Source organism: Streptomyces sp. CNZ301, assembly GCF_004217425.1.
In genome coordinates this window covers 1,763,892-1,776,978 of sequence record NZ_SHLG01000001.1, presented here as the reverse complement: position 1 = coordinate 1,776,978, position 13,087 = coordinate 1,763,892, and the positions used below count along the sequence as shown (strand labels likewise).

The following is a 13,087-nucleotide window of genomic DNA, read 5'->3' as shown; positions in this document are numbered from 1 at the left end:
ACGCCGTTCCCGTGCACGGAGTCCCGTACCCGGGATCCCGTACCGGGGTTTCCGCGACGGAGTTCCACGCGTCTTCCGCGCGGGGCGGCCTCGCCGGGTCCTCCGGCCCTTGCCGGGTGCGCGGCGTGCTCAGGGCAGCTCGCCGCGCATCTCGTGCAGCGCCTCCGCCAACTCGCCTATGCGCCGTGCGAGTTCGGACACGTCCGGGGCCGCCGCCGCGCCTCCTGCCTCCGGGGTCCCAGCAGGGTCCGCCGCGCCGGACGCGGTGCCGCCGTCCGGGCGCAGAGAGCGTTCCAGCGCTTCGAGCCGCACCGCGAACTCACCGAGCCGGTCGCGCTCCCCCGCCAGCAGCCGCTGCAACTGCTGGTTCTTGCGGTGCAGTTCGAGGAAGACGGACACCTTGGAGCGCAGCATCCACGGGTCGAACGGCTTGGTGAGGTAGTCGGCCGCGCCCGTCGCGTATCCCCGGAAGGCGTAGCCCGCCTCGGCGGCGGCGTCCGCTCCGGTCAGGAAGATGATCGGCACGTCCCGGGTCTGGTCGAGGCGCTTGATGTGGCCGGCCGTCTCGAAGCCGTCCATGCCGGGCATCAGCACGTCCAGCAGTATGACGGCGAACTCCTGCCGCAGCAGCGCCTTCATCGCCTCCTCGCCGGACATCGCCCGCACCAGCGGCACCTCCAGTGAGCTCAGCACCGCTTCCAGCGCGACGAGGTTGTCCTCGCGGTCGTCGACGAGCAGGACCCCGGCCTCCTCGGCCCGGCCCGTGTACGAGGAGGGCGGTACGCGGGTGTGGAGTTCGGATGTCATCGCGGCCTCGGTGAGGAGTGTGGGTCGAGCAGGGAGAGCAGCGTGCCGAGCAGCGCTTCGACGGCCACCGGCTTGGGCACGTACGCGGAGGCTCCCGCTGAGAGCGACTGTTCGCCGTCACCGGGCATGGCCTGTGCGGTGAGCGCGACGACGGGCAGCGCCTCGAAGCGCGGATCGGCACGGAGGCTGCGGATGGCCTCGTAACCGTCCATCTTCGGCATCATGATGTCCATGAGGACGATGTCGACGCCAGGGCCGCCGGCCAGAGAGGTCAGCGCCTCGGCTCCGTTCTCCGCGTAGCGCACGGACATCCCGACCCGGCCCAGGAGATGGGTCAGGGCGTAGACGTTGCGGATGTCGTCGTCCACGATCAGCACCCGTTTCTCCCGCAGCACGCGCGCGGAGTGCCCGTTCTGCCAGGCCGCGAGACCGGACTCCGGCGCCTGGGCCGCGGTCTGGACGCTCTCCGTGCGGGCAACGCCACCGGCGCCCTCGGCGCGCCGCGCGCCGCCGCGGCCGGAGGTGGCGCGCCCGTTGCCCGCGGCGTGGCCCTCGCTGCGGGACGGCGGCAGCTGGGCGGGTACGAGCGCGGCGGGGGGCTCGTGCACCGGCGGGGTGCCCGCCTCGGCGCCGGGCACGGCGGCCGGCGCCGAGGCGGGCACGTACAGCGTGAAGGTGCTGCCGGTGCCCGGGGTGCTCTCCACCGTGATGCTCCCGCCGAGCAGCGCGGCCAGCTCCCGGCTGATGGCGAGGCCCAGCCCGGTGCCGCCGTACGTGCGGTGGGAGGATCCGTCGCCCTGCTGGAACGCCTCGAAGATGCGCGGCAGTTGCTCCGGCTCGATGCCGATGCCGGTGTCCCTGACCCGGAAGGCGATCAGCGCCTCGCCGTCCTTGCCGCGCTCCGGCGCGGGCTCCGCGCGCAGTTCGATGCCGCCCTCGGAGGTGAACTTCACGGCGTTGGACAGCAGGTTGCGCAGCACCTGCTGCAACCGCCGTTCGTCCACGTGGAGTTCGCCGGGAGCATCGTCCGCGGACGTGACGGAGAAGCGCAGCCCGCGGTCGTGCGCCATCGGGCGGAAGGTGTCCTCGACGTACGTGAGGAGCTTGTTCAGCGTCAGATTGCGCGGCCGGGACTCCATCCGGCCGGACTCGATCTTCGCCAGGTCCAGCACGTCGTTGATCAGCGACAGCAGATCCGTGCCCGAGCGGTGGATGGTCTGCGCGAAGCGGACCTCCTCGTCCGACAGGCGCCCGCCCTCGTTGTCGGCGAGCAGCCGGGACAACACCAGCAGCGAGTTGAGCGGGGTGCGCAGCTCGTGCGACATGTTCGCGAGGAACTGCGTCTTGTACTGGGAGGACGCCGCCAGCAGCGAAGCCTTCTCCGAGAGTTCGGTGTTCGCCCTGATGGTGTGCAGAGCGACGCCCATGGTGTGCACGAACTGGTCGAAGAAGGCCAGGTGGATGTCGCTGAACGTGCTGAACGAGGCGAGTTCCAGCACGCCCAGCAGCCTGTCCTCGTACAGCACGGGAAGGATCACCACGCAGGCCGGCCGCGACTCGCCCAGCCCGGAGCCGATGGGCAGGTAGTCCTGCGGCACATCGGTCAGCAGCAGCCGCCGCTTCTCCGCGGCGACCTGCGCGATCAGGCTGTGCCCGTGGACGCCGCCGCGCGGGCGCGCCCCCGGCGCGTAGGCGGCGGTGCCGTACCCGGCGACGTACGACAGCTCCCCGTCGACCGGCGGACCGCCGTCCTCAGCGGGCTCGGCGAGGAAGAACGCACCGAACTGGGCACCCACCAGCGGCGGCAGTTCCCGCATGATCGGCCCGGCGATCTCCCGGATGTCGCGGCGGCCCTGCATGAGGGAGGCGAGGCGGGTGAGGTTGGACTCCAGCCACTCCTTGGCCTGAGTGGTCTCACGCAGGTCGGAGACCATCCTGTTGACCGCCTCGGCCGCGTCCCGCCAACTGCCGGACAGCCCGCTGACGGTGGTGTGCGCGGTGGCCGGCCCGCCGTGCTTGCCGCCCGGCCCACGGCCCGCGCCCTCGCCGTCCTCGTCGAGTGCGGCGCGCGTCACCTCGCCCGTGAAGAGGGCGAGTTGGTCGGTCATGCGGTTCACCGTGCGTCCCAGGCGGCGCAGTTCGCCGCGCAGTGCCCTGCCGTTCTCGTGCAGATCGACGCGGTGCGAGAGATCGCCGTCGGCGACCGCCGCGAGTACGCGGGTCGCCTCCGCCGTCGAGCCGAGGAGCGTCTCCAGCACGGTGTTGACCGCGTTTACGGCGTCGGTCCACATGCCCTGGCCGGGACTTGCGGTCAGGCGTTCGCCGACGCGTCCGCGGCGCACCACGTCCGCGCGAACCCGGGTCAGTTCGCCCACGAGGTGCTGAACACGCGTCGCCAGCTGATTGACGGTGTCGGCGAGTTCGGTGTGGAAACCGGGCGCGGCGTCCGCGGCCACCTGGACCCTCGCGGTGAAGTCGCCGTCGCGCAGGGCGCGCAGGGCGCAGAGCACGGGGTGCAGTCCCGCACTCGCGTTCGAGGAGCCGTCCGGCAGCCCGGACATTTCACCACTCATGGCAGTGCCGCCTCATCGGTTTCGTCACCCGGCGCATATGGACCGGCTCAGTCTGTCACCCTTGCGATAATGCCGTGGGGAGTAACCGGAGAACCCGGAGAAGTGGTGGGGGCAGACACAGTGGGGATGTCGTTGACGCGGTGGGGGGAAGCGGACGGGACGGGCGAGAAGGTGCGGCATGATGCCGGCCCGCCGCCCGGTGCGGACGGATTCACGCCCGTGAGGGCGTTGTTGACGGGCAACGCCCGGGCACCCGCGGCGGCGCGCGCCTATGTGCGTGACGCGCTGCGCGGCTGGGAAGTGCCGGACGGCACCGCGCACGACGTGACGCTGCTCGTCAGTGAGCTGGTGACGAACGCGGTCGTGCACGCGGGAACGTCGGTGCGCCTGGAGTGCCGGCACGAGGGCGGCACGCTCGCCGTCGAGGTCGCCGACAGCCATCCCACGCGCGCGGTGGAGACGCGCGTCGCCGGCGAGGACCCCGACAGCGCACGCGAGGGCCACCAGGGCCACGGTCTGCGGCTGCTGGCGGCCCTCGCCGGCGAGTGGGGCGTCACCTACAGGCGGGACGGCAAGACGGTCTGGTTCCGGATGCCGTGCGGGCCCGTGGAGACGCCGGGGCCGGCGGTTCCGGCGCAGGCCTCCGGTGCCGCGGCGCACGAGGCCGGTGAGCAGGCCCCGGGCAGCCTGACGGGAAGCCTCGCGCCCACCCCGCAGCGTTCCACGGCCGTCCGCCGCCACGACCCCGACTGGATCGATCACGGCATCCTCTCCTTCCTCGCCGAGGCCTCCGACCTCCTCGCGGGCCAGACCGACGAGGACCGGGTCGCGTCCCTGGCCTGCCAGTTGCTGGTGCCGCGCTTCGCCGACTGGTGCGGTGTCTGGCTCACCGACGCCGACGCCTCGGCCCCGCTCCGCCTCTCCCGCGTGTGGCACACGCAGGAGGAGCGGATGGACGAGCTGCGCGGCGAGCTGAAGAAGACACCGCCCGCGCCCGGGGGCCGCGCGCCTTCCGGGCGGGCCGTCCCCTGGCCCTGGCCGGGGAAGGAGTCCGCGTACGGGCCCGGGGGCGCGGCGGTCGGCTGCCTGCTCGCCGTCGGGGGGCGGACGGTGGGGACGCTCGTCATCGGGCGTGCCGGTCTGCACCGCATCCCGGGCGAAGTCGTGGGCATCGTCGAGGACTTCGCCCGCCGTGTGGCCCAGGCGGTGCTCTCCGCCCGCCGCTACACGCGTCAGGCCACCATCAGCCGCGTGCTCCAGCGGGGGCTGCTTCCCTCCGGCGAGGTGACGGTGCCGGGCGTGGAGACCGCCGTCGTCTACGAACCGGCCGGCGAGGGCTCCTGGGCGGGCGGCGACTTCTACGACTTCTTCGAAGGGACCGACGGGCGCTGGAGGTTCGCGCTCGGGGACGTGTGCGGCAACGGCCCCGAGGCTGCCGTCGTCACCGGTCTCGCGCGTCCCGTGCTGCGGTTGCTCGCCCGCGAGGGCCACAGCGTCCCCGAGGTCATGAACCGGCTCAACCGCGAGGTGGGCGAGCAGACCCGCTTCCTGTCCCTGGTCTACGGCGAGTTGGCGCCCCGGCCGGCCGCCGACGGAGGCGGCACGCTGTGCACGCTGGTCTGCGCGGGCCATCCGCTGCCGCTGGTGCGCGACGTCTCCGGGAAGGTACGCCCGGCCGCCGAGCCCCAACTCCTGCTCGGCGTCGAGGAGGAGGTCTCGTACGAGAGCCAGAGCGTCGTCCTGGCGCCGGGCGAGACGCTGCTGTGCGTCACGGACGGCATCACCGAACGGCGTTCCGGGCGCGGGCAGTTCGACGATGACGGCGGACTCGCCGCGGTACTCGGCGAGTGCGGCGGCCTCGACGCCGCGCAGACCGCGGAGAAGGTGCGCCGCGCGGTGCACGCCTTCGGTGACGGTGCTGCGGCGGACGACCTCGCCATGCTGGTGCTGCAGGCTCGTCGCGACGGCTGAGCGCCCGGCCGCCCGGTCCGGCGCGTCCCGCCGGTGCGTCCGCCCGGGCCTGCCGGCCGGTCGCTCGCGCATGTGCCGGCCGGCGCGTCAGTCCACCAGGTCGCGCACCACCGCGTCGGCCAGGAGCCGCCCGCGCAGCGTGAGCACCGCACGGCCCTGCTCGTACGGGCCCGGCTCCAGCAGTCCGTCGCCCACGGCGCGGCGCGCGGCCTCCGCCCCTGCCGGCGCGAGCAGCGAGAGCGGGCAGCCCGCCGCCAGCCGCAGCTCCAGCAGGATGCGCTCGACGCGCCTGTCCTCCTGCGTCAGCACCTCGCGTCCCGCGCCGGGGGAGCGGCCCTCGGCGAGGGCGCGGGCGTAGGCGGCCGGGTGCTTCACGTTCCACCAGCGCACCCCGCCCACGTGGGAGTGCGCTCCGGGCCCGGCGCCCCACCAGTCGCCGCCCGTCCAGTACAGCTCGTTGTGGCGGCAGCGGGCCGAAGTGCTTGACGCCAGCTCCCAGTTGGAGACCTCGTACCAGCGCATGCCCGCGGCGGAGAGCGTCTCCTCCGCGATGAGGTACCGGTCCGCGTGCACGTCGTCGTCCGTCGGGGGCACCTCGCCGCGCCGGATGCGGCGCGCGAGCCGCGTGCCGTCCTCGACGATCAGGGCGTACGCGGAGACGTGGTCGGGCCCGGCGGACAGGGCGGCGTCCAGGGAGGCCCGCCAGTCGTCGTCGCTCTCCCCGGGCGTGCCGTAGATCAGGTCGAGACTGATGTGCGCGAACCCGGCGGCGCGGGCCTCCGCGACGCATTCCTCGGGCCTGCCGGGTGTGTGACTCCGGTCGAGCACTCCGAGCACGTGGGCGCGTGCGCTCTGCATGCCGAAGGAGATCCGGTTGAAGCCGGCCTCGCGCAGCCGCTCCAGGGAGGCGGGCCCGACGGACTCGGGGTTCGCCTCGGTGGTCACTTCCGCGTCCTCGGTCAGCCCGAACTCGTCGCGGACGGCCGCGAGTACGGAGCCGAGGTCCTCGGGCGGCAGCAGTGTGGGGGTGCCGCCTCCGACGAAGACGGTGCCGACGCGGCGGGGGTCGTCGCCGAGCACCTTGCGCGCGAGGCGGATCTCGTCGGCGAGCGTGGACGCGTAGTTCTCACGCGAGGCCAGTACGCCGCCCGAGTCGCGCAGCTCGGCGGCCGTGTAGGTGTTGAAGTCGCAGTAGCCGCAGCGGGTCGCGCAGTACGGCACGTGCAGGTAGAAGCCGAGCGGGCGGGAGTCGCGGCCCGCGAGGGCGTCGGACGGCAGCGACCCGCTTTCGGGTACGGGATCGCCGTCGGGCAGTGCGGAGGGCATGCGTCCCATTGTCCGCGATGCCGCAGGGCGCCCGTCACGGTGCGGCGGCGCAGGGCCGGTGCTGCTCCGCACGGGGCGCCACTCCCGGGGCCGGCTGCGGTCCCCGGCTGCGGGCCTCCCGCCGCGAGCCCCGCTACGGGAAGCCGGGCCTCAGGAGCAGCCGGACGTCAGGAGCAGCCGGGCCTCACGAGCAGCCGGACGTCAGGAGAAGCCGACGGTCACATGGTCGATGAGCTGCTCCACGCGTCCCAGCAGCGCCGGCTCCAGGTCCCGGTAGTCGTGCACGTGCCCCAGGATCCGCTGCCATGCGGCGCCGGTGTTCGCGGGCCAGCCGAGGGCGGCGCACACGCCGCTCTTCCAGTCCTGTCCGTGCGGCACCCGGGGCCAGGCCTCGATGCCGAGCGAGGACGGCTTCACCGCCTCCCAGATGTCGATGTAGGGGTGGCCGACCACCAGCACGTGCTCGTCCGTGACCTCGGCCGCGATGCGGGACTCCTTCGAGCCCGGCACAAGATGGTCGACGAGCACCCCGAGCCTGGCCTCCGGGCCGGGCTCGAAGTCCCGTACGACGGCGGGCAGATCGTCGACGCCCTCCAGGTACTCGACGACCACGCCCTCGATCCGCAGGTCGTCTCCCCAGACCTTCTCGACGAGCTCCGCGTCGTGCCGCCCCTCCACATAGATCCGCCCCGCGCGCGCCACCCGCGCCCGCGCGCCCGGCACGGACAGGGAGCCGGATGCCGTCCGCCGTGGAGCCGCGTCCGGGCCGCCCGCCGAGGCGGAGCCGCGCGAGGGCGCGGGGCGTACGAGCGTGACGGTGCGGCCCTCGAGCAGGAACCCGCGGGGCGCCATCGGGAAGACCCGGTGCTTGCCGAACCGGTCCTCCAGCGTGACGGTGGGGCCCTCGGCGGTCTTCTCCGTGCGGATCACGGCACCGCAGAAGCCGGTGGTGATCTCCTCCACCACCAGTTCCGGGTCGGCCGGCACCTCGGGCACGGGCCGCTGCTTCTTCCACGGCGGCGTCAGATCGGGATCGTAGGAACGGCTGCGCATGGAGGCATTCTTCACGACCGCCGTGACTTCACGAGGCCGTGACTTCAGGACAGCCCGAAACGGTCTGCCAGGGCCTCCCGTTGGGCCCGTACGAAGTCGGCACGGACGACCGCGCCGTGCCCCGGCACGTACAGCGCGTCCTCACCGCCGAGCGCCAGCAGCCGGTCGAGGGCCGCCGGCCACCGCGACGGGATGGCATCGGGCCCGGCCTGCGGTTCGCCGGACTCCTCGACGAGGTCGCCGCAGAAGACGACGCGGGGACCGCCGTCCAGGCCGCCCACTACCACCGCCAGATCGAACGCGCTGTGCGCCGCGCCCATGTTCACCAGGCGTACCTCCCGCTCGCCCGGCACCATCGTGAGCTGCTCGGAGACGCCGTGCCCCGGCGGCACCAGCCGCTCCGCCGCTTCCGCCGCCACGTCCGAGGCCATGCCGTGCCGCACCGCGTCCTGACGCAACTCCTCGCGCGCGTCCGCGAGATACCCGCCGAGCCCCTGCGCCCCGTACACGTGGGCACCCTCGAACGACGCCGTGCCGAAGACGTGGTCGAAGTGGGAGTGCGTGAGCGCGGCGTGCGTCACCGGCAGTCCGAAGAGGCCGCGCAGCCCGTCGCGGATCTCCGCGCCCTCCGCGACACCCGATCCGGTGTCGACGACGAGCACCCCCGCCGTTCCGCGCACTGCGCCCACAGTCGCGTCCCAGCCGGGCAGCCTGCACCGCACGACGCCGGGTGCCAGCTCTTCCCAGGGGCCCGCTCCGGGGCGATCTTCGCGGTCTCCGTCCCTGTGCGAGGCCATGTGACGACGTTACTGGGACGTACCCGGCAGCGCGGCACCGCGATACCGTCATTACTGACGGCTCTTGCCCATGTCGCGGCAACCGGCCGTACACTTAGCCGGTGGATCTGGCACTCCGCAGACGAGAGTGCCAGGGACGCCGGAGAGGCGCCGGGGGACGGATGGCGCCGGCGGCCCTGAGAGCAGGCCGCAAGCAGACGCAAAGGCCGGACGGGAGGTGCGCGATGCTGAGTGAACGCAGACTCGAGGTGCTGCGCGCGATCGTCCAGGACTATGTCGGAACCGAGGAGCCCGTGGGCTCCAAGGCCCTCACGGAGCGGCACAACCTCCAGGTGTCACCGGCCACGGTGCGCAACGACATGGCGGTCCTCGAGGACGAGGGCTACATCGCGCAGCCGCACACCAGCGCCGGGCGCATCCCGACCGACAAGGGCTACCGCCTCTTCGTGGACAAGCTCGCCGGTGTGAAGCCGCTCTCACCTCCCGAGCGCCGCGCCATCCAGAACTTCCTGGAGGGCGCCGTCGATCTCGACGACGTGGTGGGGCGCACGGTGCGGCTGCTGGCGCAGCTGACGCGTCAGGTCGCCGTCGTGCAGTACCCGTCGCTGACGCGGTCGACGGTGCGGCATGTGGAGTTGCTCTCCCTCGCGCCGGCCCGGCTGATGCTGGTGCTGATCACCGACACCGGCCGCGTCGAGCAGCGGCTGGTCGACTGCCAGGCACCCATCGGCGACTCCGCGCTGGCGGACCTGCGGGCCCGCCTCAACAGCCGTGTGGTGGGGCAGCGCTTCACCGAGGTGCCCTCCCTCGTGCAGGATCTCCCGGACGCGTTCGAGGGCGACGACCGCGGCACGGTCTCCACGGTGCTGGCCACCCTGCTGGAGACGCTCGTGGAGGAGACCGAGGAACGCCTGATCATCGGCGGCACCTCCAACCTCACCCGCTTCGGCCACGACTTCCCGCTGACCATCCGGCCCGTGCTGGAGGCCCTGGAGGAGCAGGTCGTGCTGCTGAAGCTGCTCGGGGAGGCCAAGGACCCGGGCATGACCGTACGAATCGGGCATGAGAACGCCCACGAGGGACTGAGTTCCACGTCGGTGGTTTCGGTCGGCTACGGTTCGGGCGACGAAGCAGTCGCCAAGCTCGGCGTGGTCGGCCCGACCCGCATGGACTACCCCGGAACGATGGGAGCTGTACGCGCAGTGGCACGGTACGTCGGACAGATCCTCGCGGAGTCGTAAGTGGCGACGGACTACTACGCGGTCCTCGGCGTGCAGCGCGACGCCTCGCAGGACGACATCAAGAAGGCCTTCCGCAGGCTCGCGCGGGAACTGCACCCTGACGTCAATCCGGACCCGAAGACGCAGGAGCGGTTCAAGGAGATCAACACCGCCTACGAGATCCTCTCCGACCCGCAGAAGAAGCAGGTCTACGACCTCGGCGGCGACCCGGCGGCCGGTGCCGCCGGTGGAGCGGGCGGCTTCGGCGGGGCGGGCGGCTTCGGCAACTTCTCGGACATCATGGACGCCTTCTTCGGCACCGCCTCGCAGCGCGGGCCGAGGTCGCGTACGCGCCGGGGCCAGGACGCCATGATCCGGCTCGACATCGACCTGGAGGAGTCGGCCTTCGGTACGACGAAGGAGATCCAGGTCGACACGGCCGTCGTCTGCAACACCTGCAACGGCGAGGGAGCCGCGCCGGGCACCTCGGCGCAGACGTGCGACATGTGCCGCGGCAGGGGAGAGGTCTCCCAGGTCACCCGGTCCTTCCTCGGCCAGGTGATGACGTCGCGTCCGTGCCCGCAGTGCCAGGGCTTCGGCACGGTCGTGCCCAGCCCCTGCCCCGAGTGCGCGGGCGATGGGCGCATCCGCTCGCGCCGCAGCCTGACGGTCAAGATCCCCGCCGGTGTCGACAACGGCACCCGCATCCAGCTCGCCGGCGAGGGCGAGGTGGGTCCCGGCGGCGGTCCCGCCGGCGACCTGTACGTGGAGATCCACGAGACCGCGCACCCGGTCTTCCAGCGCCGCGGCGACGACCTGCACTGCACGGTCACCATCCCGATGACGGCCGCCGCCCTCGGTACGAAGGTGCCCCTGGAGACGCTGGACGGCCTGGAGGAGGTCGACATCCGGCCGGGCACACAGTCCGGGCAGTCGATCCCCCTGCACGAGCGCGGCGTCACGCATCTGCGAGGCGGCGGGCGCGGTCAGCTCATCGTCCACGTGGAGGTGACGACGCCGGCCAACCTGGAGCCGGAGCAGGAGGAGCTGCTGCGCCGGCTTGCGGAGATGCGCGGCGAGGAACGGCCGACGGGTCAGTTCCAGCCCGGGCAGCAGGGGTTGTTCTCGCGGCTCAAGGACGCCTTCAACGGTCGCTGACGCAGCGGGTCCTGGCAGCTCCGGCGGGTCCGGTACGGGCCGCTTTCGTGCCCCGCACCGACGGAACTCGCGGATTGGAACTCGAGCGCGGGGCCGCGGAATTCGCCGGGCCCTGAGCGCGCGGGAACGCCGCCGGTCTCCTCGCTCCGGTCCGGCCGGGCCGGAAGCTGCCGGGCCGGAGCCGAGGCGGGCGGTGTCCGGCGGGTCGCACGCCCTCTGCCGGTCCCTTCGCCGCCCTCGGTCCCGTCCCAGGACAGGACCGGGACGGGGCGGCGGCATGCCGCGTGACAGGATGTGCACATGCCCTCCGCATCGATGCCGTTCTCCGATCTCACGGAGCATCCGATTGTGCAGGCCCCCATGGCGGGCGGGCCTTCGACCCCGGAGCTGGCCGCGAAGGTGAGCGAGGCGGGCGGACTGGGCTTCCTCGCAGCCGGCTACAAGACGCCGGAGGCGATGTACGAGGAGATCAAGCAGCTGCGCGGGCAGACCCAACGCCTCTTCGGCGTCAATCTGTTCATGCCGCAGCCCGACAACGCCGACTCGGGGGCCCTGGAGCGCTACCGCGCTCAACTCGCGGGTGAGGCGGCGTGGTTCGAGACCGAGCTCGGCGAGACCGACCACACGACCGACGACGCCTACGAGGCGAAGCTCGCCATACTCTTCGACGACCCCGTGCCCGTCGTCTCGTTCACCTTCGGCTGCCCGACCCAGCCTGTTCTGGAGCGCTTCACCAAGCGCGGGACGTACACCGTCGTCACCGTCACCTCCGTCAACGAGGCGCAGACGGCGGAGTTCCTGGGGGCGGACGCCGTGTGCGTGCAGGGTGTGGAGGCGGGAGGCCACCAGAGCACCCACCGCGACGATCCGCAGGCGGACGGGACAGGCAGCGGCCTCGGGTTGCTCTCCCTGCTGGTTCAGGTCAAGGAGGCCGTGCGGCTGCCGGTCGTCGCCGCGGGCGGGCTGATGCGCGGCAAGCAGATCGCGGCGGTGCTCGCCGCGGGCGCGAGCGCCGCCCAACTCGGCACGGCGTTCCTCGTCTGCCCCGAGTCGGGCGCCGACGTCGTGCACAAGCAGGCCATGACCAATCCCCTTTTCGCACGTACCGAGTTGACCCGTGCGTTCACCGGGCGGCCCGGCCGCGCGCTCGTCAACCGTTTCCTGCGCGAGCACGGCCCGTACGCCCCGGCCGCCTATCCGCAGGTGCACCACCTGACCGCCGGAGTGCGCAAGGCCGCGGCCCGCGCGAAGGACCCGCAGGGCATGGCGCTGTGGGCGGGCCAGGGGCACCGGCTCTCCCGTGACCTGCCGGCGGCGCAGCTGATGGATGTGCTGGTCACGGAGCTGGCGATGGCACGCGAAAGGCTCGCGAAGCAGGGCGGGCCGGCCACCGGGGGTGGCCTCGTATGAGCGCGGCCGTCTTCCTGGCCGACCCGGCACGGCTCGCGGACGTGGCAGGGCGGGAGGGCGGCACGCTCGTGCTGGAGGGCCCCGAGGGCAGGCACGCGGTGTCGGTGCGGCGGCTGCGCCCCGGTGAGGACGTCGTGCTCACGGACGGCGCGGGCACCGGCGCGTACGGCACGGTGACGGCGGTCTCCGGCAAGGACCGCCTGGAAGTGGCCGTCACCTCGGTACGCACGGAGCCCGAGCCCCGCCCACGCATCACCGTCGTACAGGCCCTCCCGAAGGGCGACCGCGGGGAGCTCGCGGTGGAGACGATGACGGAGACGGGGGCCGATGCGATCGTGCCGTGGGCGGCGTCCCGTTGCGTGACGCAGTGGAAGGGCGAGCGCGGCCTCAAGTCCCTGGCGAAGTGGCGCTCCACGGCGCGCGAGGCGGGCAAGCAGTCGCGGCGGCTGCGCTTCCCTCAGGTTGCGGATCCGGCCACGACCGCGCAGGTGGCGGATCTGCTGCGGGAAGCAGCTCTCGGCGTCGTCCTGCACGAGGAGGGAAACCTGCCGCTGGCCACTGCCGAACTGCCCCCGGACGGCGGCATCGTGCTGGTCGTCGGGCCCGAAGGCGGCGTGTCCGCACAGGAGTTGGCGGCCTTCGCGGACGCCGGCGCGCGGACCTGCCGGCTCGGTCCGAGCGTGCTGCGCACCTCCACGGCCGGCACGGCGGCGACGGCCCTGCTGCTGGGCCGCACCGGACGCTGGGACTGAAGCGAGCCGCCGGGCTCCCG

At 72.9% G+C, this 13,087-nt stretch carries 10 protein-coding genes; 5 read left to right on the top strand and 5 right to left on the bottom strand.

All coding sequences use genetic code 11. The features are described 5' to 3' along the window. Positions 1–129: 129 nt before the first annotated feature. Both EV375_RS07790 and EV375_RS07785 read right to left on the bottom strand, forming a co-directional pair. Positions 130–807, bottom strand: coding sequence for a response regulator (locus EV375_RS07790; protein ID WP_130298802.1), 678 nt, complete (start codon positions 805–807; stop codon positions 130–132). Further along, positions 804–3,380, bottom strand: a complete 2,577-nt coding sequence (locus tag EV375_RS07785) for an ATP-binding protein (protein ID WP_130298801.1) — start codon at positions 3,378–3,380, stop codon at positions 804–806. The genes EV375_RS07790 and EV375_RS07785 overlap by 4 nt, the downstream gene beginning before the upstream one ends. Before the next feature lie 105 nt (positions 3,381–3,485). On the opposite strand from EV375_RS07785, the gene EV375_RS07780 reads away from it, so the two are divergent. Next, a complete protein-coding gene (locus tag EV375_RS07780; RefSeq protein WP_486588353.1) occupies positions 3,486–5,351 on the top strand; it encodes a SpoIIE family protein phosphatase in 1,866 nt (621 codons plus the stop codon). A gap of 87 nt (positions 5,352–5,438) precedes the next feature. Here EV375_RS07780 and hemW read toward each other — a convergent pair whose 3' ends face one another. From hemW to EV375_RS07765, 3 genes are all read right to left on the bottom strand, one after another. Continuing rightward, positions 5,439–6,677, bottom strand: coding sequence for a radical SAM family heme chaperone HemW (gene hemW, locus EV375_RS07775; protein WP_130298799.1), 1,239 nt, complete (start codon positions 6,675–6,677; stop codon positions 5,439–5,441). Between the two features lie 201 nt (positions 6,678–6,878). Next, on the bottom strand, positions 6,879–7,730 hold the full coding sequence (locus EV375_RS07770) for a DUF3097 domain-containing protein (RefSeq protein WP_130298798.1): 852 nt from the start codon (positions 7,728–7,730) through the stop codon (positions 6,879–6,881). Positions 7,731–7,774: 44 nt separating this feature from the next. After that, positions 7,775–8,527 carry an MBL fold metallo-hydrolase gene (locus tag EV375_RS07765; RefSeq protein ID WP_130298797.1) on the bottom strand — a complete coding sequence of 251 codons (753 nt, stop codon included), beginning with the start codon at positions 8,525–8,527 and terminating at the stop codon, positions 7,775–7,777. 224 nt (positions 8,528–8,751) lie between these two features. Between EV375_RS07765 and hrcA the strand changes: the two genes are divergently transcribed. The 4 genes from hrcA (at position 8,752) to EV375_RS07745 (ending at position 13,067) form a co-directional block, all read left to right on the top strand. Next, complete coding sequence (hrcA, locus tag EV375_RS07760) at positions 8,752–9,768, top strand: heat-inducible transcriptional repressor HrcA (RefSeq protein WP_130298796.1); 1,017 nt, start codon at positions 8,752–8,754, stop codon at positions 9,766–9,768. Next, positions 9,769–10,905: a molecular chaperone DnaJ gene (gene dnaJ / locus EV375_RS07755; RefSeq protein ID WP_130298795.1), complete on the top strand. Its 1,137-nt coding sequence runs from the start codon at positions 9,769–9,771 to the stop codon at positions 10,903–10,905. A gap of 300 nt (positions 10,906–11,205) precedes the next feature. Beyond that, positions 11,206–12,315: a nitronate monooxygenase gene (locus EV375_RS07750; RefSeq protein ID WP_130298794.1), complete on the top strand. Its 1,110-nt coding sequence runs from the start codon at positions 11,206–11,208 to the stop codon at positions 12,313–12,315. Next, on the top strand, positions 12,312–13,067 hold the full coding sequence (locus tag EV375_RS07745) for a 16S rRNA (uracil(1498)-N(3))-methyltransferase (protein ID WP_130298793.1): 756 nt from the start codon (positions 12,312–12,314) through the stop codon (positions 13,065–13,067). Before EV375_RS07750 ends, EV375_RS07745 begins: the two co-directional genes overlap by 4 nt. The last annotated feature ends 20 nt before the right edge of the window (positions 13,068–13,087 follow it).